The organism is Kitasatospora sp. NBC_01300, assembly GCF_041435235.1.
Lineage (GTDB): Bacteria > Actinomycetota > Actinomycetes > Streptomycetales > Streptomycetaceae > Kitasatospora.
Genome location: NZ_CP108408.1, coordinates 2,587,501 through 2,611,548, shown reverse-complemented (window position 1 = coordinate 2,611,548; position 24,048 = coordinate 2,587,501). Strand labels below are relative to the sequence as shown.

The following is a 24,048-nucleotide window of genomic DNA, read 5'->3' as shown; positions in this document are numbered from 1 at the left end:
CAGGGAGATCACAGTGATCGAAGAGACCCTCCTCGAAGCCGAGGAGAAGATGGAGAAGGCCGTCGCCGTCGCCAAGGACGACTTCGCCGCCATCCGCACCGGCCGTGCCCACCCGGCGATGTTCGCCAAGATCGTCGCCGAGTACTACGGCACCGTGACGCCGATCAACCAGCTGGCCTCGTTCTCGGTGCCGGAGCCCCGGATGGCGGTCGTCTCGCCGTTCGACAAGACCGCGCTGAAGGCGATCGAGCAGGCGATCCGCGACTCCGACCTGGGCGTCAACCCGTCCAACGACGGCTCCCTCATCCGGGTGGTGCTGCCCGAGCTGACCGAGGAGCGCCGCCGGGAGTTCATCAAGGTGGCCCGGGGCAAGGGCGAGGACGCGAAGGTCTCGATCCGCGCGGTGCGCCGCAAGGCCAAGGACGCCATCGACAAGCTGGTCAAGGACGGCGAGGTCGGCGAGGACGACGGCCGCCGCGCCGAGAAGGAGCTCGACGACACCACGGCCAAGTACGTGGCCGCCGTCGACGAGCTGCTGAAGCACAAGGAAGCCGAGCTGCTCGAAGTCTGATGAACGACGCCCCTGACGCCCCTGGCTACTGGGGCCCGTCCGACCAGCAGTTCCAGCCCTACCGCCCGGCGCCGCAGCCCCGGCCGCAGGCTCCTCTGCAGCAGGCGCACCCGGCGCCGGGGTACGGCGAGTACCCGCCGTCGCAGGCCCAGGGCCACCCCGGTCACCCGGGCGGCGGGGCCGCCCACCCGGGTGCGCCGGGCGGCGCGCCGGGTGACCCCGGCCACCGTTCGGATCACTCGCAGCAGCCTCCGGTGTACTGGGGCGGCGACGCGGAGGAGACTCAGGTCATGCCTCCCGTACCGGCGGGCCCCGGCCCGTTCCCCGGCGTGCCGGACCAGGGCGCGCCGGCGGGCTCCGGCCGACCGGGTGACCCCGCCGCCGGTCAGTCCCGGGAGGCCGGTCGGCTGAGCGGCCCGCTGTTCCGGGACGACCGGTCCGAGGCGGCGGTGCCGGGTGTGACGGAGACGGTCGTGCTGCGCGCGATAACCGATGACGCCACCCCCGGCCGCGGCGCCCCGCCGCGCCCCGGGGCCCCGGTGCCTCCCGCGCCGCCGAGTTACCCGGCGGCCGGGCAGCCCCACTTCGTGCCGTCGTCCCATCCAGGGCAGGAGACACCCGTGGCCGCCCAGTCCGCCCCGCAGCCGCAGCCGCGCAAGCAGCGCGGTGGCCGTAACCTCCAGGCCGCGATAGGTGTGGGGGTCGGTCTCGGTGCGGTGATCATCGCCTCGCTGTTCGTGGTGAAGGCGCTGTTCCTGTTCGTCGTGATGGCCGCGGTGTCGGTCGGCGTCTGGGAGCTGACCAGCCGGCTCGCCGAGCGCAAGCAGATCAAGGCGCCGCTGGTGCCGCTGGTCGTGGGCGGCATCGCCATGATCTCCACCGGCTACTGGGCCGGGGTGCAGTGGGCCGCGGCCTCGCTCGCGCTGACCGGGCTGGCGGTGATGGTCTGGCGGATGGCCGAGCCGCCGGAGGACTACCTGCGGGACATAACGGCCGGGGTGTTCACCGCCTTCTACGTGCCGTTCCTGGCGACCTTCGTGGCGTTGATGCTGGCGGCCGACGACGGCCCCCAGCGGATCGTGCTGTTCCTGATCGTCACGATCTGCAGCGACACGGGCGCCTACGCCGTGGGCTACAAGTTCGGCAAGACCAAGCTCGCCCCGACGATCAGCCCCGGCAAGACCCGTGAGGGCCTGGCCGGCGGCATCGGCCTGTCGATGCTGGCGGGCGCCGTGCTGATGGAGCTGATCATCGACGGCGGCAGCTGGTGGCAGGGCCTGATCCTGGGCGGCTGCGCGGCGGTCACCGCGACCCTGGGCGACCTGGGCGAGTCGATGATCAAGCGCGACCTCGGCATCAAGGACATGGGCACGCTGCTGCCCGGCCACGGCGGCATCATGGACCGGCTGGACTCGCTCCTGCCGACCGCTCCGGTGGTCTGGCTGCTGCTGGCGGCCTTCGTCGGCAGTTAGGGCCTGTCGGCTCTCGGAGAGGCCCTCGACCCGGCCTCCGGCCGCGAGCGGCGGAAGGGCCCCGGACGCCTGTGCGTCCGGGGCCCTCGCACGTCCCGGCCTGCTCCCGGCGTCTGCGACACTGGATGAACCATGCCTAAGCCCGGAGAACTCACCTTTGTCGCGCCGCGCGGCGCCAAGCCCCCGCGACACCTCGCCGACCTGAGCCCCGCCGAGCGCAAGGAGGCCGTCGCCGAGCTGGGCGAGCAGCCGTTCCGTGCCAAGCAGCTCTCCAACCACTACTTCGGCCGGATGTCGAACGACCCGGAGGGCTGGACGGACATCCCCGCCGCCAGCCGGGAGAAGCTGACCGGGAGCCTGCTGCCGGACCTGATGTCGGTCGTGCGGCACGTGTCCTGCGACGACGACACCACCCGCAAGACGCTCTGGAAGCTCTTCGACGGCACGCTCGTCGAGTCGGTGCTGATGCGCTACCCGGACCGGGTCACCATGTGCATCAGCTCGCAGGCGGGCTGCGGCATGAACTGCCCCTTCTGCGCGACCGGCCAGGCCGGGCTGACCCGCAACCTGTCCACCGCCGAGATCGTCGAGCAGATCGCCGCCGGGATGCGCGCGCTCAAGGCCGGCGAGATCCCCGGTGGCGAGGCGCGGCTGTCGAACGTGGTCTTCATGGGCATGGGCGAGCCGCTGGCCAACTACAACCGGGTGCTGGCCGCGATCCGCCGGCTGACCGACCCGGCGCCGGACGGTTTCGGCCTGTCCCAGCGCGGTGTCACGGTCTCCACCGTCGGCCTGGTCCCGGCGATGAACCGGCTGGCCGACGAGGGCCTCAGCTGCCGCCTGGCGCTGTCGCTGCACGCCCCGGACGACGAGCTGCGCGACGAGCTGGTGCCGGTGAACACCCGATGGAAGGTCTCCGAGGTGCTGGACGCCGCGTGGAACTACGCGGAGAAGTCGGGCCGGCGGATCTCCATCGAGTACGCGCTGATCAAGGACATCAACGACCAGGCGTGGCGGGCGGACCTGCTCGGCCGGCTGATCAAGAACCACCGGGTGCACGTCAACCTGATCCCGCTGAACCCGACGCCGGGCTCCAAGTGGACCGCCTCCCGGCCCGAGGACGAGCGCGAGTTCGTCCGCCGGCTCCAGTCGCACGGGGTGCCGACGACCGTCCGCGACACCCGTGGCCAGGAGATCGACGGCGCCTGCGGCCAGCTCGCCGCGGCGGGCTGAGCCGGCGGGTCACCACAGGCCGGGAAGTCAGCGCAGGCCGGCGGCCGCCAGTGCGGCGGTCGCCCCGCCGGTCACCAGCAGCGTGGTGCCCACCGCCAGGGTGCGCAGCGCGACCGCGCCGAACAGCAGCCGGGGCGAGGTGCCGAGGCGCAGCAGCACGTCGGTGACGTCCCGGCGGTCGGTGCGGACCTCGGCCAACCGGGCGGCCACGGCGGCGGCCGCGCAGCCGAGCACCAGGCAGGCCTCGACGGCGGGCAGCACGTCGGCGCTGTCGGGCGTGCCGATCCAGTAGCGGATGGTGGTGAGCACCAGCGCGAGGGCGAGGGTGAGCACGGCCAGCGGCGGGCCGAGGCGTCGGGCCTGGGCGGTGAGTCCGCGGCCGGCCAGCAGCCGCAGCGGGGTGGGCCGGCCGAGCGCGAGCAGCCGCCCCGTCCAGGACAGCAACGGGCCGGTGAGCAGGGCGAGCCCGACCGCGCTGGCGGCCCAGCCGCCGAGTGCGGCGGTGCTGGTGCTGCCGAGCCCGGCGGGCAGGTGGATCGGCCGGCCGTCGGCGGCGGCGCCGGGCCGCAGGGCGATGAGTTCGAGGGCGAGGCCGATCACGGCGAGCCCGACCGGCAGGGCGACCCGCAGCGCGCCGAAGCCGGTGCCCCGGTGGGTGCGGCTGCCGGGCAGGTACTCGGTGGGCGGGACGGCGCAGGCGGCAGCGATCCCGGCGGTGAGCGGGACCAGGGCGAGCAGGGCGACCGGCGCGACGGCCGGCAGCGGCACGCCCATGCCGAGGTCGGCGGCGAGCGCGGGCCCGGCGATGTCGTTGCGCAGGACCAGGAAGACCAGCAGGGTGAGCGCGCTGCCGAGGGTGCAGGCGAGCACGACCTCACCGGCGATCAGGGCGCGGATCCGGCCGGAGCCGGCTCCGGCGGCGCGCAGGCCGGTGATCCGTTCGGGCCGCTGGGCGGGTACGGCGCGGGCGGCGACGGCCGCGAACCAGGCGACGGCGGCGAGCGGGGGCAGGCACCAGAGCAGTCGCACCAGCGCGTCCTCGCCGCCGAGCGGGTCGCTCATCGCCCGGCCGAGGGAGCGCAGCAGGAAGGCGGAGACCACGGCGGCGGCCAGCACGGTGAGCAGCCAGCGGCCGAGGTCGGGCACCCGGTAGCCCCGGGCCAGACGGAGATAGAACACGTCGACTCTTTCAGCGGCTCGGCGTCGTCAGCGGCGGGTGGCCGAGACGGCGGACGCGCCGGCCGCCCCCGGGACGGCGGGGCCGCGCGGGACGGGGGCGGCGGGGGCGGTGAGCCGTCCGTCGACGAGGGCGACGGCGCGGTCCGCGAACCGGACGAGCTCGGGGTCGTGAGTGGCCAGGACGAGGGTGAGCTGGTGCGACCGGGCCGCGCTGGTCAGTATCCGCAGGACCTGGTCGGCGGCCTCGCGGTGGAGCGGGGCGGTGGGGTCGTCGGCGAACACGACGGGCGGCAGCGGGGCGAGGGCGCGGGCGACGGCGATCCGCTGGCGCTGGCTCTGGAGCAGCCGGTCGGGGCGCTGCCGGGCGACCTCGCCGACGTCGAGGCGTTCCAGCCATTCGTCGGCGGCGGTGTAGGCGGCCTTGTTGCCGGCGCCGGCGAGCAGCAGCGGCAGGGCGACGTTCTCCCGGGCGGTCAGCTCGGGCACCAGGTGGGGTTCGGAGCCGACGAAGCCGAAGCGGTCGCGGCGCAGCCGTTCGCGCCCGGCCCGGCCGAGGGTGTGGACGGGCGCGCTGTTGAACCAGACCTCGCCCTCGTCGACGGTGAGGAGGGCGGAGAGGCAGCCGAGGAGGGTGCTCTTGCCGGAGCCGCGGGGGCCGGTGACGGCGAGCACTTCGCCCTCGCGGACGCCGATCGAGATGCCCCGGAGGGCGGGGGTGCCGTGATGGGACTTGACGATCCCCCGGGCCCACAGCACGTCGTTGTCAGGCGGTGCCGCTGACATGAGGTTCCATCCTGGGTGGCCGCAGGGATATGACAGTCGTCAGATTAGAACGACTGGGGCCTGGTGCGGTTGCGGCGCTCTGGTCCATCGCGGGCAAATCACCCGCAATCAGGCATGTTTGATCGGTCGGCAGCGCCGGAAAAACGCCGAAGGGCGGTCCCGGGGGAGTGGGACCGCCCTTCGGCGGAGGGTGGGGAAGGAGGATCAGGGGGTCAGATCTTCGCCCACGCGTCGGTGAGGCTGGTCCGCAGGATCTGCTCGATCTCGTCGAAGGTCGACTGGTTGGAGATCAGCGGCGGGGCCAGCTGGATGACCGGGTCGCCACGGTCGTCGGCGCGGCAGTACAGGCCGTTGTCGAAGAGGGCCTTCGACAGGAAGCCGTAGAGGACGCGCTCGACCTCGTCGTCGTTGAACGACTCCTTGGTGACCTTGTCCTTCACGAGCTCGATGCCGTAGAAGTACCCGTTGCCGCGGACGTCGCCGACGATCGGCAGGTCGCGCAGCTTGTTCAGGGTGCCCAGGAACGCGGCCTCGTTGTCGAGGACGTTCTGGTTCAGGCCCTCGCGCTCGAAGATGTCGAGGTTGGCCAGCGCCACCGCGGAGGAGACCGGGTGGCCGCCGAAGGTGTAGCCGTGCAGGAAGGTGTTGTCGCCCTTGTAGAACGGCTCGGCGAGGCGGTCCGAGATGATCGTGGCGCCGATCGGGGAGTAGCCCGAGGTCATGCCCTTGGCGCAGGTGATCATGTCGGGCTGGTAGCCGAACTTGTCGGCGCCGAACATGGTGCCCAGGCGGCCGAAGGCGCAGATGACCTCGTCCGAGACCAGCAGCACGTCGTGGCGGTCGCAGATCTCGCGCAGGCGCTGGAAGTACCCGGGCGGCGGCGGGAAGCAGCCACCGGCGTTCTGCACCGGCTCGACGAAGACGGCGGCGACGGTCTCGGCGCCCTCGTTGAGGATGGCCACCTCGATCTCGTCGGCGCACCAGCGGCCGTAGGCCTCGGGGTCGACCGTGCCGTCCGGGCCTTCGAGGAAGGCGGGGGCGCGGTAGATGTTGGTGTTCGGGGCCTTGTGGGTGCCCGGCACCAGCGGCTCGAACGGGGCCTTCAGGCCCGGCAGGCCGGTGATCGACAGGGCGCCCTGCGGGGTGCCGTGGTAGGCGACGGCGCGCGAGATGACCTTGTACTTGGTCGGCTTGCCGGTCAGCTTGAAGTACTGCTTGGCGAGCTTCCAGGCGGTCTCGACGGCCTCGCCGCCACCGGTGGAGAAGAAGACCTTGTTCAGGTCGCCCGGGGCGTAGTTGGCCAGGCGCTCGGCCAGCTCGACGGCCTTCGGGTGGGCGTAGCTCCACACCGGGAAGAAGGCGAGCTCCTTGGCCTGCTTGGCGGCGGCCTCGGCCAGCTCCTCGCGGCCGTGGCCGGCCTGGACGACGAACAGGCCGGCGAGGCCGTCGAGGTACTTGCGGCCCTTGTCGTCCCAGACGTAGGTGCCTTCGCCCTTGACGATCGTCGGCACGGGGGAGTTCTCGTACGACGACATGCGGGTGAAGTGCATCCACAGGTGGTCGTAGGCGGTCTTGGAAAGGTCCTTCTGCGCCGGGTCGGCTGTCATCGGGTGCCCCAGGTGTAGGTCTGTTTCCGGAGCTTCAGGTAGACGAAGCTCTCGGTGCTCCGCACGCCGGGAAGCGCGCGGATGCGCTTGTTGATCAGTTCGAGCAGGTGCTCGTCGTCCTCGCAGACCAGTTCGGCCAGGAGATCGAACGAGCCTGCGGTGCAGACGACGTAGTCGACCTCGTCGAGGGCGGCCAGCGCGTCGGCGACGGGCTCGATGTCGCCCTCGACCCGGATGCCGACCATCGCCTGGCGGGTGAAGCCGACGGTGAGCGGGTCCGTGACGGCGACGATCTGCATCACGCCCTGGTCGAGCAGCTTCTGGACGCGCTGGCGCACGGCCGCTTCGGACAGGCCGACGGCCTTGCCGATGGCGGCGTACGGGCGGCGTCCGTCCTCCTGGAGCTGCTCGATGATCGCCTTGGAGGCGGCATCGAGGGGAACGCTCGCGTTCCGGTCGCGGTTGGCCACGCCGCCACTGTGCCTGATCGTTCTCCTGTTCGCAAGCGAGGAATCTGCTGATTTCGTCGTGATCTTGGAATCCGCGTACGGATTTCATCGCCTACATGTACTGCACCTGTCGATACCGGCAGTCATGCGGCTACCCTGGCACGGTACGCGCGCAGCCCCGCAGCGCAGCGCGCGTTCCCCCAAACCAGTGGACCGCGCCGTCCAGGGCCCGGCCACCCGACACCCTTCGTGCGCCGGACCCGCCGACGTACCATGGCGCCGGAAACTGCAACGCCGCAGGCCCAGACCGAGGAGAGACCCCGTGAGCGACCTTCGCACGCTGCGCAACTACATCAACGGTGAGTTCGTCGACGCGGCGGACGGCCGCACGCTCGACATCGTCGACCCCACCACCGGTGAGGTCTACGCGACGTCCCCGCTGTCCGGTGCCTCCGATGTGGACGCCGCCATGGCCTCGGCCGCCGCCGCCTTCCCGGTCTGGCGCGACGCCACCCCGAGCACCCGCCAGAAGCTGCTGCTCAAGATCGCCGACGCGGTCGAGGCCCGGGCCGACGAGCTCGTCGAGGCGGAGGTCCGCAACACGGGCAAGCCGCGCGGGCTGACCCTCTCGGAGGAGATCGGTCCGATGGTGGACCAGATCCGCTTCTTCGCCGGTGCCGCCCGCATGCTGGAGGGCAAGGCCGCCGGGGAGTACATGGACGGGATGACCTCGATCGTCCGCCGCGAGCCGGTCGGCGTCTGTGCCCAGGTCGCGCCGTGGAACTACCCGATGATGATGGCCGTCTGGAAGTTCGCCCCGGCCATCGCCGCGGGCAACACCGTCGTCCTGAAGCCCTCGGACACCACCCCGGCCTCCACCGTCCTGCTCGCCGAGATCATCGGCGGTGTCCTCAAGGACCTGGAGCTGCCGGCCGGCGTCTTCAACGTGATCTGCGGCGACCGCGAGTCCGGCCGGCTGATGGTCGAGCACAAGACCCCGGCGATGGCCTCCATCACCGGTTCGGTCCGGGCCGGCATCCAGGTCGCCGAGTCCGCCTCCAAGGACGTCAAGCGCGTCCACCTGGAGCTGGGCGGCAAGGCCCCGGTCGTGGTCTTCGAGGACGCCGACATCGCCGAGGCCGTCGAGGGCATCTCGGTCGCGGGCTACTTCAACGCCGGCCAGGACTGCACCGCGGCCACCCGCGTGCTGGTACACGAGTCGATCCACGACGCCTTCGTCGAGGCGCTGGCCAAGGCCGCGGCCGAGACCAAGACCGGCGGCGTGGACGACGAGGACGTGCTGTACGGCCCGCTGAACAACGCCAACCAGCTGAAGCAGGTGGCCGGCTTCATCGAGCGGCTGCCCGCCCACGCCAAGGTCGAGGCCGGTGGCCACCAGGTCGGCGAGAAGGGCTACTTCTACGCCCCGACCGTCGTCTCCGGCCTGCAGCAGGATGACGAGATCATCCAGAACGAGGTCTTCGGCCCGGTCATCACCGTGCAGAAGTTCACCGACGAGGACCAGGCCGTCGACTACGCCAACGGCGTCGAGTTCGCGCTGGCCTCCTCGGTGTGGACCAAGGACCACGCCCGCGCCATGCGGATGTCGCGCCGGCTGGACTTCGGCTGCGTCTGGATCAACACCCACATCCCGCTGGTCGCCGAGATGCCGCACGGCGGCTTCAAGAAGTCCGGCTACGGCAAGGACCTCTCCGCGTACGGCTTCGAGGACTACACCCGGGTGAAGCACGTCATGACCGCGATCTAGCGGGTCGTGACGGTCGGGCGCTGTATGACCGCGATCCAGCGGGTCGTGGCGGTCGAGCGCCGTATGACCGCGCTCTGATCGCACGTCCATCGTGTGAACGGACAATGGGCCCGGGTCCTTTCGACCCGGGCCCGGTGTCTTTGCATCCTGTCGGCCGTTCGCGTGACCGGCTGACAAGATGAAACTGCACTTCGGGGCCGCGACTCCCTAGCCTTACCGGCATGAGCATCCCCACCGCTGACTCAGCCGCCGGCCAGGCGGTCAAGGCCGCCGACCGCGCGCACGTCTTCCACTCGTGGTCCGCCCAGGCGCTGATCGACCCCCTCGCGGTGGCCGGCGCCGAGGGCTCGTACTTCTGGGACTACGACGGCAACCGCTACCTCGACTTCTCCTCGCAGCTGGTCAACACCAACATCGGTCACCAGCACCCGAAGGTGGTCGCCGCGATCCAGGAGCAGGCGGCGAAGCTCTGCACCATCGCCCCCGGTTTCGCGGTCGAGGCGCGCAGCGAGGCCGCCCGGCTGATCGCCGAGCGCACCCCCGGCGACCTCGACAAGATCTTCTTCACCAACGGCGGCGCCGAGGCGGTCGAGAACGCCGTCCGGCTGGCCCGGCTGCACACCGGCCGGCAGAAGGTCATGTCCGCCTACCGCTCATACCACGGCGCCACCGCCAACGCGATCGCCCTCACCGGCGACCCGCGCCGCTGGGCCAACGAGACCGGCGTCTCCGGCATGGTGCACTTCTGGGGCCCGTACGCCTACCGCTCGAACTTCCACGCCGAGAACGAGGCGCAGGAGTGCGAGCGCGCGCTGGAGCACCTGGAGCAGGTGATCGCCTTCGAGGGCCCCGGGACGATCGCGGCGATCATCCTGGAGACCGTGGTCGGCACCGCGGGCATCCTGATCCCGCCGGCGGGCTACCTGGCCGGGGTGCGGGAGATCTGCGACCGCTTCGGCATCGTGTTCATCCTCGACGAGGTGATGGCGGGCTTCGGCCGGACCGGCGAGTGGTTCGCCGCCGACCACTGGGGTGTCACCCCGGACCTGCTGACCTTCGCCAAGGGCGTCAACTCGGGCTACGTCCCGCTGGGCGGCGTGGCGATCAACGCCGAGATCGCCGCCACCTTCGCCGAGCGGGCGTTCCCGGGCGGGCTCACCTACTCCGGCCACCCGCTGGCCTGCGCCTCGGCCGTCGCCACCATCACCGCCATGGCGGAGGAGGGCATCGTCGAGAACGCCAAGCACATCGGCGAGACCGTGCTCGGCCCCGGCCTGCGGGAGCTGGCCGAGCGGCACCCCTCGATCGGCGAGGTCCGCGGCCTCGGCGTGTTCTGGGCGCTCGACCTGGTGAAGGACCGCGGGACCCGCGAGCCGCTGGTCCCGTACAACGCGGCCGGCGCCGCCAACGCGCCGATGGCCGAGCTGGCCGCCGCCTGCAAGCAGCGCGGGCTCTGGCCGTTCGTCAACATGAACCGCCTCCACGTCGTCCCGCCGTGCACCGTCACCGAGGAGGAGGCCAAGACCGGTCTCGCGGTGCTCGACGAGGTGCTGTCGCTCGCCGACGCGCACACCGTCTGACGTACCGACCGGACGGCCCCGGGCGTCGCGCACGCCCGGGGCCGTCCCACGCTCCGGAGGCCTCCCCCATGCCCAGCAGCACCACCCCGACCCGCCCCCACAACTCCCGTACGATCCGCCGGCGTTCGGTGCTCGGCGGGGCCGCGCTGCTCGGCGCCGGCACGCTGACCGGCTGCGGCATCCCGTCCGCGTACGTCGCCGAGGACCGCCGCTCGGTCCAGGACCGCTCGGACCGCGAGCAGCGGCTCGCCTTCTCCAACTGGACCCAGTACATCGACACCGACGACCAGGGTCACCGGCCGACCCTGGACGCCTTCACCGAGCGGACCGGCATCGCGGTCACCTACACCGAGGACATCAACGACAACGACGAGTTCTTCGGCAAGATCAGCCCGGTGCTCACCCAGGGCGCCGACCCCGGCCGGGACCTCATGGTGGTCAGCGACTGGATGGCCGGCCGGTACGTCTCGCTCGGCTGGGTGCAGGCCATGGACCGGGCCAACCTGCCCAACGTCACCGCCAACCTGGACCCGCAGCTCGCCGACCCGGCCTTCGACCCCGGGCGCCGGCGCAGCGTGCCCTGGCAGTCCGGGATCACCGGCATCGCGTACAACCGCAAGGCGCTCGGCCGGGAGCTGAAGTCGACCGCCGACCTCTGGGCGCCCGACCTCAAGGGCCGGGTCACCCTGTTCGCCGGGCTGGACGAGGCGCTCGGGCTGCTGATGCTCGCCCAGGGCGCGGACGTCTCCCGGTTCGGCGAGGACGACGCGCACCGGGCGATGGACACCGTGCAGAAGATGGTCGACACCGGCCACATCCGCCGCTTCACCGGCAACGACTACACCAGCGACCTCGCCTCCGGCGCCGCCGTCGCCTGCCAGGCCTACTCCGGCGACGCCGTCCAACTGACCGCCCAGAACCCGGACATCGAGTTCGTGGTGCCGCAGGAGGGCGGCGAGCTGTGGGCGGAGAGCCTGATGATCCCCAACCGGGCCCGGCACAAGCGCAACGCCGAGCTGCTGATCGACCACTACTACCAGCCCGAGGTGGCCGCCGAACTCGCCGCGTTCGTCCAGTACATCTGCCCGGTGCCGGCCGCCCGCGAGGTGCTGGCGGCCAGTGGCGACAAGGACAAGGCCGAACTGGCGGAGAACCCGCTGCTCTTCCCGACCGACGAGATGCGCGCCCGGCTGCACACCATGCGCGACGTCACCTCGGCGGAGCGGCCCGAACTGCACAAGGTCTGGGGGCGCATCACCGGCGTGTAGGCCGCCGGCGTGCGGCGGTCAGCGGCGGACGGCGTCCAGGGCGAGCAGTGCCACGTGCAGGGAGAGACAGGACTCCACCTGGTCGAGGTCGACGCCGAGGATCCGCTCGACCTTGTGCAGGCGGTCGTAGAAGGACGGCCGGGACAGGTGCGCGGCGTCGGCCGCCGCCGACTTGTTCCGGCCCTGCTCCAGGTAGATCCGCAGCATCTGCACCAACTGGCCGTTGTGCTCGGCGTCGTGGGCCAGCAGGGGCCCGAGCTCCCGTTCCACGTAGGTCTGCAGCCGGGCGTCGTCGCGCAGCAGGTGGAGCAGGCCGCGCAGCCGGACGTCCGGCAGCCGGTAGTACGAGGCGGCCCGGCCGCCGGGCGCGTCGTGCAGGGCCGCGTCGGCGACCTGGGTGGCCTCCAGCAGGGTGCGCCGGGCGTCCCGGACGGAGCCGACCGAGGAGCCGACCGCGACCACGGGGGCCGGTGCGGCGGCGGCGTCGTCCCGGCCGGCCTCGGCCGACATCCGGCGCAGCGTGGCCGAGAAGGCGTCCAGGGCGGCGTGCTCGTCCTGCTGGGTGCCGAGCGTGATCAGCACGCCGACGCCCTCGTCGTCCAGCGCGCCGACCAGGGCGGAGAGCCGGCAGGCCCGGACGGCCCCCGCGGCGAGCTCGGTGAAGTCGCGCAGCCGGGCCTGCGCCTCCAGGGCGGCCGGGATCGGGCCGCGCCGCTGCCGCAGCACCACCCCGACCAGCCGGCGGCCCTCCAGCGGGACGCCGAGCGCCTGGGCGCGCAGGGCCACCTCGGAGACGGTCAGCGCGTGGGTGAGGATGCCGGACAGCAGGGTGCGGTGGGTCTGCCGCTCCAGGCTCTCCCGGTCGCGCACCACCAGCCGGTTGAGCGCCAGCGCGGAGGCGCCGCGCTCCAGCAGCATGGTGTGCGGGTGGGCCTCGTTCTCGGGCAGCGGGCCCGGATCCTGCACCAGGACCAGCCGGCCCCAGTCCTGGCCGCGGGCGCCGACCGTGGTCACCAGCCAGCCGCTGCGCGGGTCGTGCCCGGTGCGGCCGGGCGGGCGGACCCCGCGGGAGCGGCGCTCCCAGTCCTCCAGCAGTTCGACCTCCGGGCGGCCGGCGGTGTCGTGGGCGAGCACCTGGTGCGCGAGGTTCTCCAGGACGACCGGCGCGCCCGCCATCCGGGCCACCTGGCGGATCACCTCGGGCGGCTCGGCGCCCTCCACCACCAGCTCGTTGAACACCTGGTGGACGGCCTCGGAGGTGCGCAGCTGCTCCAGCTGGGCGTTGACCACCAGCGCGTGCACGGCCTCGGTGACGGCGACGAAGCGCAGCTCGCGGCGGAGCGTGATCAGCGGCAGGCCGCGTTGTTCGGCGGCGTGCACCAGGGCGCGGGGCAGCGAGTCGAAGTAGCGCCGGCCGTACTCGACGACCAGGCCGGCGACCCCCACCTCGTCCAGTTCGCGGACGTAGCGGGCCAGGCCCTCGCGGTCGTCGGGCAGCGCGATGCCGGTGGTGAGCACCAGTTCGCCGCCCTGGAGCATCCCGGCGACGTCGGGCAGTTCGCTCACGTGGACCCAGCGGACGGGCCGCTCCAGGTGGTCGGCGCCGGCGACGACCTGGGGCAGGCCGCGCCGCATCACCTCCAGGTCGAGCACGCGGGCGACGGTGGGGAGCATCGCGGGCCTCCAGGGCCTTGAGGGACCAGAGTGTCAGGTAAATCATCCATCGCGGCGACGACCTGTCGCCCTCGGTGAACCCTTGCACCCTGTAAGGCCCTACCCGCCGAGGTTGTCGCAGTGACCCTTGTCACGCCGGGGCGGCAGCGGGCATGGTCAGCGGGTCGGCTGTGGCGAAAAACAGACCTCACGCCGGAATCCATCGCGTTGCCGGAATGCAACAGCGGAATCCCTTGTCCGGAGTCCGCCGGACTGCCAGGATCGCGCAACCCCGGTGATCAGCCGGTCGGATTTCCCCACCGCACAACCGTGAGAATCGCGGTGGCAGTCGACCCACCGGCACTTGGAGGAACCAGATGGACCTGACCGACTTCGGCGCGGGCGCGCAGTACATCGCGGGCCGTCAGACCCGGGGGAGCGGCGAGCCCTTCCAGGTCGTCAACCCCGCGGACGGCAGCGTGGTCGAGCAGGTCGCCCTGGCCACCACCGGCGACGTCGACGCGGCCGTGGCCGCCGCGAAGGCGGCCCTGCCCGGCTGGTCCCGCGCCACCCCCGGTGCCCGCTCCGAGGCGCTGACCGCACTGGCCGCCGTCCTGGCCTCGGCGAGCGCCGACCTCGCCCGGGTGGAGACCGCGCAGACCGGCAAGCCGGTCAAGCTGGCCACCGAGTTCGACGTCCCCGGCACCATCGACAACGTGGCGTTCTTCGCCGGCGCCGCCCGCAACCTGGAGGGCAAGGCGGCCGGCGAGTACTCCGGCGACCACACCTCCTACGTGCGCCGCGAGGCGATCGGCGTGGTCGGCTCGATCTCGCCGTGGAACTACCCGCTGCAGATGGCCGCCTGGAAGGTCCTGCCGGCGATCGCGGCGGGCAACACCATCGTGCTCAAGCCGTCCGAGCTGACCCCGCTCACCTCGCTGATGTTCGCCCGGGCCTGCACCGAGGCGGGTATCCCGGACGGCGTGGTCAACGTGGTCACCGGCGCCGGACGCACCACCGGCGAGCACCTGGTCGCGCACCCGGACGTCGCCATGGTGTCCTTCACCGGCTCCACCCCGGTCGGCCGCAGGGTCGCCGAACTCGCCACCGCGAGCGTCAAGCGCACCCACCTGGAGCTCGGCGGCAAGGCCCCGTTCGTGGTCTTCGACGACGCCGACCTCGACGCCGCCGTGCACGGCGCGGTCGCCGCCTCGCTGATCAACGGCGGCCAGGACTGCACCGCCGCCACCCGCGCGTACGTCCAGCGCCCGCTGTACGACGCGTTCGTGGCCGGCGTGGCCGAGCTGTACGCCGCGATCCGGATCGGCGACCCGCTCAACCCGCACACCGACCTCGGCCCGCTGGTCTCGTACACCCACCGGGACCGGGTGGCCGGCTTCGTCGAACGCGCCCGCTCCTACGCCACCGTGGTCACCGGCGGCCGCGCGCCGGAGAAGGGCCACGACGGCACCGACCTCACCCGCGGCGCGTACTACGCGCCCACCCTGATCACCGGCGCCGCCCAGGACAGCGAGGTGGTCCAGGGCGAGATCTTCGGCCCGGTGCTGGTCGTGCTGCCCTTCGACACCGACGACGAGGGCCTGCGGCTGGCCAACGACACCCCCTACGGCCTGGCCGCCTCCGCCTGGACGGGCAACGTGCACCGCTCGCTGCGCGCCACCCGGGAGATCGCGGCCGGGTGCGTCTGGGTCAACGACCACATCCCGATCATCAGCGAGATGCCGCACGGCGGCTACAAGGCGTCCGGCTACGGCAAGGACATGTCCCAGTACTCGCTGGACGAGTACACCCAGGTCAAGCACGTCATGTTCGACACCACCGCGGTCGCCCGCAAGGACTGGCACCGCACCGTCTTCGGAGACAGATAACCCCTGCCCAGGGGCGCCGCCCCCAGGGCGCCCCGATTCGACCTCTTACCCCCAGGAGGCCCGTTCCATGGCGTTCAACGAGTTCACCGACGGTCTGCCCGAACCGGTCCGCAAGGCCTGGGAACGCAGCCTGACCAGCGGCCGGGCCGCGATCGGCCGCCGCACCCTGCTGCGGGCCGCCGCGCTGAGCGCCGGTGCGGGCACGCTGGCCGCCTGCGGGATCCCGGCGGCCAGGACCGCCGGCGGCGACTCGACCGCCAACGCCGCCAAGGACCTCTCGGACACCGAGAAGGTGGTCAACTTCTCCAACTGGCCGCTGTACATCGACACCGACGAGAAGGACAAGCAGAAGCACGGGACCCTGGACGCCTTCACCGCGGCCACCGGCGTCAAGGTCAGGTACAACGAGGACGTCAACGACAACGTCGAGTTCTTCGGCAAGGTCAAGCCGCAGCTCGCGGCCGGCCAGGACACCGGCCGCGACCTGATGGTCCTCACCGACTGGATGGCCGCCCGGCTGATCCGGCTCGGCTGGGCGCAGAAGCTCAACCCGGCGAACGTCACCACCGCGATCACCACCATCGACTCCCGCTTCCGCGCCCCCGACTGGGACCCGGGCCGGCTGTACTCCTACCCGTGGGCCGGCATCCAGGTCGTCATCGCCTACAACAAGAAGGCGACCAAGGGGAAGGAGGTCACCAGCGTCTCCCAACTGCTGGACGACCCCGACCTCAAGGGCCGGGTCACCTTCCTCTCCGAGATGCGCGACAGCATCGGGATCACCCTGCTGGACCTGGGCAAGGACCCGGCGAAGTTCACCGCCGACGACTACGACGCCGCCGTCGCCCGGCTGCAGAAGGGCGTCGACAGCAAGCAGATCCGCCGCTTCACCGGCAACGACTACGGCCAGGAGCTGTCCTCCGGCGACATCGCGGCCTGCGTCGCCTGGGGCGGCGACCTGATCCAACTGCGCGCCGACAACCCGGACATCGAGTTCGTCATCCCGGAGAAGGGCTACGTCTCCTCGACGGACAACATGCTGGTCCCAGCCCGGGCGCAGCACAAGGCGAACGCGGAAAAGCTGATCGACTTCTACTATCAGCCGAAGATCGCGGCGCAGCTGGTCGCGGGCATCGGCTTCGTCTCCGCCGTGACCGGGATGAAGGACGAGCTCGCCACCCTCGCCCCGGACAGCGCGGCCAACCCGCTGGTCGTACCCACCCCAGAGATGGCGGCCAAGTCGCACGTGTTCCGCACCCTCACCGAGACCGAGGAGAGCGACTTCGAGCAGAAGTTCTCCAAGCTCATCGGCGCCTGACCCCCACGCGCGGCCCACTCCCGGCAGAGAACCCAGGAAGACACCCATGACAGACCAGCAGCGCGACGCGGCCGCCGGCGGCGACGTCCGCCTCAGCGGCATCGGCAAGACCTACGGCGCCTTCACCGCCGTCCACCCGCTCGACCTCACCGTCCCGCAGGGCTCCTTCTTCGCCCTGCTCGGCGCCTCCGGCTGCGGCAAGACCACCACCCTGCGCATGATCGCGGGCCTGGAGGAGCCCACCAGCGGCACCGTCCTGATCGGCGGCCAGGACGTCACCGCCCTGCCCCCGTACAAGCGGCCGGTGAACACCGTCTTCCAGAGCTACGCGCTCTTCCCGCACCTCGACATCTTCGAGAACGTCGCCTTCGGCCTGCGCCGCCGCGGCCGCAAGGACGTCAAGAAGCAGGTCGAGGAGATGCTGGAGCTGGTCGAACTCGGCCAGTACGCCCGGCGCAAGCCGCACCAGCTCTCCGGCGGCCAGCAGCAGCGCGTCGCCGTCGCCCGCGCCCTGATCAACCACCCCCAGGTGCTGCTCCTCGACGAGCCGCTCGGCGCGCTCGACCTCAAGCTCCGCCGCCAGATGCAGCTGGAGCTCAAGCGGATCCAGACCGAGGTCGGCATCACCTTCGTGCACGTCACCCACGACCAGGAGGAGGCCATGACGATGGCCGACACCATCGCGGTGATGAACGGCGGCCGGGTCGAGCAACTGGGCGCCCCCGCCGAGCTGTACGAGAACCCCGCCACCACCTTCGTGGCCAACTTCCTCGGCCAGTCCAACCTGCTGCCCGCCGAGGTCACCGGCAGCGACGGCGGCGACCTGCTGCTCAGCGCGGCCGGCGTCCGCCTCGCCGTGCCCAAGGCGCGCTGCGCCACCGAGGCCAGGCAGGTCCACCTGGGCGTGCGCCCGGAGAAGATCACCATCGCGCACGCCTCCGCCGAGGTCGCCGACGGCCGCAACCGGCTGGCCGGCACCGTCCTCGACTCCAGCTTCATCGGCGTCTCCACCCAGTACGTGGTGCGCACCGACGGCGGCCAGGAGGTCACCGTCTTCGAGCAGAACATGGAGCGCGACGCCCGGATCGTCCCCGGCGCGCCCGTCCTGCTGCACTGGAACCCGGCGCACTCCTTCGCCCTGGACGCCGCGCAGGCGATCGACGCGGGCACCGCGGAGGAGGCCGCATGACCACCACCACCCCGGCCGCCCCGTCACAGGTCATACCGCTCGCGGAACCGGCGCGGAAGCCGAAGCGCAAGCTCACCGCGTACTGGCTGCTGCTGCCCGGCATCGCCTGGCTCGTCGTCTTCTTCGCCGTCCCGATGGTCTACCAGGCGTCCACCTCGCTGCAGACCGGCTCGCTCGAGGCGGGCTTCAAGGTCACCTGGCACCTCGCGACCTACTGGGACGCCCTGGTCGAGTACAAGTGGCACTTCGTCCGCTCGTTCTCCTACGCGGGCATCGCCACCGTGCTCTGCCTGGCCGTCGGCTACCCGCTCGCGTACACGATCGCCTTCAAGGCCAGCAAGCGCTGGCGCAACGTCATCCTGATCCTGGTCATCGCGCCGTTCTTCACCAGCTTCCTGATCCGCACGCTGGCCTGGAAGACCATCCTGTCCGACGGCGGGCCGGTGGTCGGAGTGCTCAACACCCTGCACGTCCTGGACGTCACCAACGCGCTCGGCCTCACCTCCGGCGACCGGGTGCTCGCCACGCCGCTCGCCGTGGTCTGCGGTCTCACCTACAACTTCCTGCCGTTCATGATCCTTCCGCTGTACACCTCGCTGGAGCGGATCGACCCCCGCCTGCACGAGGCGGCCGGCGACCTGTACGCCCGGCCGTTCACCACCTTCCGCAAGGTCACCTTCCCGATCTCGCTGCCCGGGGTGGTCGCCGGCACCCTGCTCACCTTCATCCCGGCCTCCGGCGACTACATCAACGCCCAGCTGCTGGGCTCGCCGAGCGAGCAGATGGTCGGCAACGGCATCCAGAAGCAGTTCCTGAACGTGCTCGACTACCCCACGGCTGCCGCACTGAGCTTCATCCTGATGGCCCTGATCCTGGGCATGGTGACGGTCTACATGCGCAAGGCCGGGACGGAGGAACTGGTCTGATGTCCCGGATTACCAAGTGGATACGCGCCCACCTGGTGGTGCTGGCCGGCCTGCTGGCCCTCGCCTACCTGGTGCTGCCCAACCTGGTCGTGCTCGCCTTCTCGTTCAACAAGCCGGTCGGCAAGTTCAACTACGAGTGGAACGAGTTCTCCACCGACGCCTGGACCAACCCCTGCGGCGTGGCCGACATGTGCCAGTCGCTCTCGCTCAGCCTGCAGATCGCGGTGCTCGCCACCATCGGCGCCACCGTGCTCGGCACCATGGTCGCCTTCGCGCTGGCCCGCTACCGCTTCCGCGGCCGCTCGGCCACCACCGCGATGATCTTCCTGCCGATGGCCATGCCCGAGGTGGTCATGGCCGCCTCGCTCGGGACGCTGTTCCTCAACATGCGCATCCCGTTCGGCTTCACCACCATCCTCATCGCGCACATCATGTTCTGCCTCAGCTTCGTGGTGACGGCCGTCAAGGCCCGCGTGATGAGCATGGACCCGAGGCTCGAACAGGCCGCCCAGGACCTCTACGCGACCCCCACCCAGACCTTCCTGCGGGTCACCCTGCCGCTGGCCGCCCCCGGCATCGCGGCGGGAGCGCTGCTCAGCTTCGCGCTCTCCTTCGACGACTTCATCATCACCCAGTTCAACTCGGGCCCGACCACGGTCACCTTCCCGATGTTCGTCTGGGGCGCGTCGCAGCGCGGCATCCCGGTACAGGTGAACGTCATCGGCACCGCGATGTTCATCGCCGCCGTCGCGCTGACCGTCGCCGGCCAGTGGCTGGGCAACCGCCGGAAGGCCACCGCCTGACGTACGGTCGGGTGTGGTGGCCGAACAAACCATCGCCTAAGTACAGAAAGTGGCTGATAATGCATGGACTCCGCCCGCGCACTCAGTGACGCCAGGCCCACCCCCTTCTGGCTGGAGGACCCGGGGCGGCCGGCGGCACTGCCCGCCCTGGTCGGCGACACCACCTGCGACCTGCTGGTCGTCGGCGGCGGCTACTCCGGCCTCTGGACCGCCCTCATCGCCAAGGAACGCGACCCCTCGCTGGACGTCGTGCTGGTCGAGGGCAACGAGGTCGGGTGGGCCGCGTCCGGGCGCAACGGCGGATTCTGCGCGGCCAGCCTCACCCACGGCTTCGGCAACGGCCTGCAACGCTGGCCCGCCGAACTCGCCCAGCTGGAACGCCTCGGTGCCGCCAACCTGGACGGCATCGAGGCCACCCTCAAGCGCTACGGCATCGACGCCGAGTGGGAGCGCACCGGCGAGATCGACGTCGCCACCCAGCCGCACCAGGTCGAGGAACTCCACGAGATCGCCGAGGCCGTCGCCCGGTACGGCTTCGACATCACCGTCCTGGACGCCGACGAGCTGCGCGCCGAGGTCGACTCGCCGACCTTCCTCGGCGGCCTCTGGGACAAGGAGGGCGTGGCGATGGTCCACCCCGCCAAGCTCGCCTGGGGCCTGCGGGACGCCTGCCTCGGCCAGGGCGTGCGGATCTTCGAGCACACCCGGGCCACCGACCTGCGGGAGTACGGCAGCGGCATGGCCGTCCGCACCCCGTACGGACGGGTCTTCGCCCGGCGCGTCGCACTCGGTACCAACGTGTTCCCGTCGCTGGTCAAGAGGGTCCGGCCGTTCGTCGTGCCGGTGTACGACTACGCGCTGATGACCGAGCCGCTCAGCGACGAGCAGCTCGCCGCGATCGGCTGGCGCGGCCGGCAGGGACTCGGCGACAGCGCCAACAAGTTCCACTACTTCCGGCTCTCCGCCGACAACCGGATCCTGTGGGGCGGCTACGACGCCGTCTACCACTACGGCGGCCACGTCCGGCACGAGTACGACCAGCGGCCGGAGACCTTCCGCACGCTGGCGAACCACTTCTTCCGCTGCTTCCCGCAGCTGGAGGGCCTGCGCTTCACCAACGCCTGGGGCGGCGCCATCGACACCTGCAGCCGGTTCTCGGCGTTCTTCGACACCGCCTACCGGGGCAAGGTCGCGTACGCGGCCGGGTACACCGGGCTCGGCGTCGGCGCGACGCGCTTCGGCGCCGAGGTGATGCTCGACCTGCTGTCCGGCGAGCGCACCGAGCGCACCTCGCTGGACATGGTGCGCAGCAAGCCGCTGCCGTTCCCGCCCGAGCCGGTGCGCTGGGCCGGGATCGAGATCACCACCCGCTCGCTGGAGCGCGCGGACCGCAACGGCGGCCACCGCAACCTCTGGCTGCGCACGCTCGACCGCATGGGGCTCGGCTTCGACAGCTGACCTCGTTGTCCGCGGTATCCGCGGTATCCGCGGTATCCGTGTCATCCGTGTTATCCGTGTAAGAGAGACCCGCCGTCCGCCTCTCCTTGGTGACGGCGGGTCTCGGTCTTCCCGCCGCGTCCCGACCAGGACGACCCGACCGGAACCAGCGGCAAGAAGCGGGGACAGACATGGAGAGCACCGGACTGCACTGGCTCGCCCAGGTGGCACCGGACCCGGAGGCCTTCCGGGAGCAATGGGAGCGCACCGGGCTGGGGCTGATGCTGCTACCGGCCGGCCGCCGCTGGGACGTCCTCTCCGTCCCCGGACGGCTCGGGCGCCCGGCCCTGGAGATCCTGGACACCGGCTCCTGCGGCCCCGTCCTCGCCGACTTCGGGGACGAGCACGTCAGCTTCCTGGTCCCCGTCGGCACCGCCGCCCGCTGGATCGGCACCGGCGTGCGCAGCGCGGGGGAGGGCACCTGGATCGTCGTCCCGCACCCCGAGCGCCGCAGCCGCGGGGTGCGCTGGCTGGTCCAGCCCGACGGCTCCGGACGGCTCAACGACCCGGTGCTGCTGGAGCTCGCCCTGCACGAGGCCGCGGCCGGGCTCAGCGGCTGGTGACCCCCCGGTCCGGGCCCCGGCCCCGGCCGGCGGTGGCGCGCGGGGCGGGCGGTCGCGTCAGACTGGAAACGTGACCACCGCCCCGGACGCCGTCGACGCGCCCCTTCGACCGGGCCCGGCCCAGCTGCGCCTCGCCGCACTGGCGGCCCCCGTCTGCGACCGGTACGGGCTCGCCCTGGCCGGCGGGCACGCGCTGCGCGCCCACGGCGTCGCGGCCTGCCCGCAGGACGGACTCACCCTGGTGACCGGCGGGGCCGACCTGCCGGAGGTGGCCGCCGCGCTGGGCGAGGCCTACCGCGCGGCCGGCGGCGGGGTCGCCGAACGCCCGGGCACGCCGCGGCTGGAGCAGCTCACCGTCCGGCTCGCGCTCGGCGGGCGGTCGCACTCGGTGGAGCTGCGGAAGGAGCCGCTGGCCCACCGGCCGGTGCGCTTCGACCTTGCCGTGCCCCCGCCCGGCGAGCCGGCGGCAGTCCTGCCGGTGGCGCTGCCAGTCGTCCTGCCGGTGGTCCTGCCGGTCGTCGCCCTGGAGGACGCCGCCGCGCTCACCACCGCGCTGCTGGTGGACCGCGGCATGCCACGGGACCTGGTCGACGTGCACGCCCTCACCGACTGCTACCGCGAGGGCGAACTCCTCGCGCTGGCAGCCGAATTGGACGCGGACTTCCAGCCTGCGGCGCTCGCCGACCGGCTGGAGACGCTGGCCGAGGCGGCGGACGGCCGGTTCCGGGCCCGGGGTGTCGCGGCACGAGCGGTCGGCGGGCTGAAGCGGTGGGCGCTCGCCTGGGCCCAGGACCTGCGGCTGGACCTGCTGGAGACCCAGGAGGCGGCCGACGGTCTGCACGACCCGTACCTGGAGGACGAGGAGTCCTGAACGCGGGGTGGCGGTGGTTCGCCTTGCGGGTCCGGCTTTACACGTTCGTGGTCTCTCGCACGTTTGTGCTCTCTCACGCGTTCGGCCGAGCAACCGGACGACCTGTAAGGCTGAATCCGTGATCCCCGTCAGCCTGTTCGTTGAGGCCTGGCGCGGCGGCCACCAGACTGGAGACGAACGCGGTAGCCCCGTGAATCCCGTCGCCCGGCCCACTCGCGGGCGGCGCCAGACAGGACCGGCGGCAGGACGCCGCCCGGGACTTCGGAGGCAGACGGACTTGAGCAAGCACATCACTCACTGGATCGGCGGCGAGCCCGTCGCCACCGCCGGCGCGGCGCCCCGCCGCGGTGACATCTTCGACCCGGCCACCGGCCAGGTCGCCGGCCAGGTCGACTTCGCCGGGATCGCCGAGGTCGACCAGGCCGTGGCCGCCGCCGCCTCGGCCTTCGCCGAGTGGCGCACCGCCTCGGTCGCCAAGCGCACCACCGTGCTGTTCGCCTTCCGCGAGCTGCTGAACGCCCGCCGCGACGAGCTGGCCGCGATCATCGTGTCCGAGCACGGCAAGGTCCACTCCGACGCGCTCGGCGAGATCGCCCGCGGCCTGGAGGTCGTCGAGTACGCCTGCGGCATCCCGCAGCTCGTCAAGGGCGGCTTCACCGAGCAGGCCTCCACCGGCGTCGACGTCTACTCGATCCGCCAGCCGCTCGGCCCGGTCGCGATCATCTCGCCGTTCAACTTCCCGGCCATGGTGCCGATGTGGTTCTTCCCGATCGCCATCGCGGCGGGCAACACCGTCGTCCTGAAGCCTTCGGAGAAGGATCCGTCCGCCGCCAACTTCCTCGCCGGGCTGTGGAAGGAGGCCGGCCTGCCGGACGGCGTCTTCAACGTCGTGCACGGCGACAAGGCCGCCGTGGACCGCCTGCTGGAGCACCCGGACGTCAAGTCCGTCAGCTTCGTCGGCTCCACCCCGATCGCCCGCTACGTCTACGAGACCGGTACGCGCTACGGCAAGCGCGTGCAGGCCCTGGGCGGCGCCAAGAACCACATGCTGGTCCTGCCCGACGCCGACCTCGACCTGGCCGCCGACGCCGCCGTCAACGCGGGCTTCGGCGCGGCCGGCGAGCGCTGCATGGCCGTGTCCGTCCTGGTCGCGGTCGACCCGATCGGCGACGAGCTGGTCGACAAGATCAAGCAGCGGATCGCCACCCTGAAGGTCGGCCCCGGCTGCAACGGCGACTCCGAGATGGGCCCGCTGGTCACCGGCCAGCACCGCGACAAGGTCACCTCCTACGTCGAGTCCGGGGTCGCCGACGGCGCCGAGCTCGCCGTGGACGGCCGCAAGCACCCGGTCACCGCCGAGGACGAGAACGGCGCCCCGACCTCGGACGGCTTCTGGCTCGGCCCCACCCTGTTCGACCACGTGAAGCCG

General features: G+C 71.8%; 20 protein-coding genes (1 of these 20 only partly in view). 15 read left to right on the top strand and 5 right to left on the bottom strand.

Translation table 11 applies throughout. The features are described from left to right. The first annotated feature begins 13 nt into the window (after positions 1-13). The 3 genes from frr to rlmN all read left to right on the top strand — a co-directional run bounded on the left by frr (position 14) and on the right by rlmN (position 3,276). On the top strand, positions 14-571 hold the full coding sequence (gene frr / locus OG556_RS11565; protein WP_063347665.1) for a ribosome recycling factor: 558 nt from the start codon (positions 14-16) through the stop codon (positions 569-571). Continuing rightward, a complete protein-coding gene (locus OG556_RS11560) occupies positions 571-2,043 on the top strand; it encodes a phosphatidate cytidylyltransferase (RefSeq protein ID WP_371517010.1) in 1,473 nt (490 codons plus the stop codon). Before frr ends, OG556_RS11560 begins: the two co-directional genes overlap by 1 nt. Positions 2,044-2,175: 132 nt before the next feature. Further along, positions 2,176-3,276: a 23S rRNA (adenine(2503)-C(2))-methyltransferase RlmN gene (rlmN, locus tag OG556_RS11555; RefSeq protein WP_371517009.1), complete on the top strand. Its 1,101-nt coding sequence runs from the start codon at positions 2,176-2,178 to the stop codon at positions 3,274-3,276. 27 nt (positions 3,277-3,303) lie between these two features. On the opposite strand, the gene OG556_RS11550 is transcribed toward rlmN, so the two are convergent. The 4 genes from OG556_RS11550 to OG556_RS11535 all read right to left on the bottom strand — a co-directional run bounded on the left by OG556_RS11550 (position 3,304) and on the right by OG556_RS11535 (position 7,315). Next, on the bottom strand, positions 3,304-4,455 hold the full coding sequence (locus OG556_RS11550) for a hypothetical protein (RefSeq protein WP_371517008.1): 1,152 nt from the start codon (positions 4,453-4,455) through the stop codon (positions 3,304-3,306). A gap of 27 nt (positions 4,456-4,482) precedes the next feature. Beyond that, on the bottom strand, positions 4,483-5,238 hold the full coding sequence (locus OG556_RS11545; RefSeq protein WP_363631467.1) for an ATP-binding cassette domain-containing protein: 756 nt from the start codon (positions 5,236-5,238) through the stop codon (positions 4,483-4,485). 212 nt (positions 5,239-5,450) lie between these two features. Beyond that, positions 5,451-6,845: an aspartate aminotransferase family protein gene (locus tag OG556_RS11540; protein ID WP_350882875.1), complete on the bottom strand. Its 1,395-nt coding sequence runs from the start codon at positions 6,843-6,845 to the stop codon at positions 5,451-5,453. Then, positions 6,842-7,315: an Lrp/AsnC family transcriptional regulator gene (locus OG556_RS11535; RefSeq protein ID WP_030243538.1), complete on the bottom strand. Its 474-nt coding sequence runs from the start codon at positions 7,313-7,315 to the stop codon at positions 6,842-6,844. The genes OG556_RS11540 and OG556_RS11535 overlap by 4 nt, the downstream gene beginning before the upstream one ends. A 301-nt stretch (positions 7,316-7,616) precedes the next feature. Between OG556_RS11535 and OG556_RS11530 the strand changes: the two genes are divergently transcribed. The 3 genes from OG556_RS11530 to OG556_RS11520 all read left to right on the top strand — a co-directional run bounded on the left by OG556_RS11530 (position 7,617) and on the right by OG556_RS11520 (position 11,910). Then, positions 7,617-9,062 carry a gamma-aminobutyraldehyde dehydrogenase gene (locus OG556_RS11530; RefSeq protein ID WP_371517007.1) on the top strand — a complete coding sequence of 482 codons (1,446 nt, stop codon included), beginning with the start codon at positions 7,617-7,619 and terminating at the stop codon, positions 9,060-9,062. A 221-nt stretch (positions 9,063-9,283) separates the two neighbouring features. Next, positions 9,284-10,642 (top strand): aspartate aminotransferase family protein, encoded by a 1,359-nt coding sequence (locus OG556_RS11525; protein WP_371517006.1) that lies wholly within the window; start codon positions 9,284-9,286, stop codon positions 10,640-10,642. Between the two features lie 68 nt (positions 10,643-10,710). Continuing rightward, on the top strand, positions 10,711-11,910 hold the full coding sequence (locus OG556_RS11520) for a spermidine/putrescine ABC transporter substrate-binding protein (RefSeq protein WP_063347658.1): 1,200 nt from the start codon (positions 10,711-10,713) through the stop codon (positions 11,908-11,910). 18 nt (positions 11,911-11,928) lie between these two features. Here the strand turns inward: OG556_RS11520 and OG556_RS11515 are convergent, their stop codons facing one another. Next, the gene (locus OG556_RS11515; RefSeq protein ID WP_371517005.1) at positions 11,929-13,584 is read right to left on the bottom strand and encodes a PucR family transcriptional regulator; all 1,656 of its coding nucleotides are present in this window, start codon (positions 13,582-13,584) and stop codon (positions 11,929-11,931) included. A gap of 356 nt (positions 13,585-13,940) precedes the next feature. Between OG556_RS11515 and OG556_RS11510 the strand changes: the two genes are divergently transcribed. The 9 genes from OG556_RS11510 to OG556_RS11470 form a co-directional block, all read left to right on the top strand. After that, on the top strand, positions 13,941-15,452 hold the full coding sequence (locus tag OG556_RS11510) for a gamma-aminobutyraldehyde dehydrogenase (protein WP_371517004.1): 1,512 nt from the start codon (positions 13,941-13,943) through the stop codon (positions 15,450-15,452). A 67-nt stretch (positions 15,453-15,519) separates the two neighbouring features. Then, positions 15,520-16,770: a PotD/PotF family extracellular solute-binding protein gene (locus OG556_RS11505; protein ID WP_371517003.1), complete on the top strand. Its 1,251-nt coding sequence runs from the start codon at positions 15,520-15,522 to the stop codon at positions 16,768-16,770. Between the two features lie 46 nt (positions 16,771-16,816). Continuing rightward, complete coding sequence (locus tag OG556_RS11500; RefSeq protein ID WP_371517002.1) at positions 16,817-17,959, top strand: ABC transporter ATP-binding protein; 1,143 nt, start codon at positions 16,817-16,819, stop codon at positions 17,957-17,959. Next, a complete protein-coding gene (locus OG556_RS11495; RefSeq protein WP_350882859.1) occupies positions 17,956-18,885 on the top strand; it encodes an ABC transporter permease in 930 nt (309 codons plus the stop codon). The genes OG556_RS11500 and OG556_RS11495 overlap by 4 nt, the downstream gene beginning before the upstream one ends. After that, entirely contained in the window at positions 18,885-19,688 is an 804-nt protein-coding gene (locus tag OG556_RS11490) for an ABC transporter permease (protein ID WP_371517000.1), read from the top strand. The genes OG556_RS11495 and OG556_RS11490 overlap by 1 nt, the downstream gene beginning before the upstream one ends. A gap of 63 nt (positions 19,689-19,751) precedes the next feature. Further along, the gene (locus tag OG556_RS11485) at positions 19,752-21,146 is read left to right on the top strand and encodes an NAD(P)/FAD-dependent oxidoreductase (protein WP_371516999.1); all 1,395 of its coding nucleotides are present in this window, start codon (positions 19,752-19,754) and stop codon (positions 21,144-21,146) included. 170 nt (positions 21,147-21,316) lie between these two features. Beyond that, positions 21,317-21,748: a hypothetical protein gene (locus OG556_RS11480; protein ID WP_371516998.1), complete on the top strand. Its 432-nt coding sequence runs from the start codon at positions 21,317-21,319 to the stop codon at positions 21,746-21,748. 70 nt (positions 21,749-21,818) lie between these two features. Beyond that, on the top strand, positions 21,819-22,619 hold the full coding sequence (locus OG556_RS11475) for a nucleotidyl transferase AbiEii/AbiGii toxin family protein (protein ID WP_371516997.1): 801 nt from the start codon (positions 21,819-21,821) through the stop codon (positions 22,617-22,619). A 277-nt stretch (positions 22,620-22,896) separates the two neighbouring features. Continuing rightward, positions 22,897-24,048, top strand: the 5' portion of a protein-coding gene (locus tag OG556_RS11470; RefSeq protein WP_371516996.1) for a CoA-acylating methylmalonate-semialdehyde dehydrogenase. Its footprint extends 372 nt past the window's final position; only the first 1,152 of its 1,524 coding nucleotides appear in the window; it begins with the start codon at positions 22,897-22,899; the stop codon falls past the right edge of the window.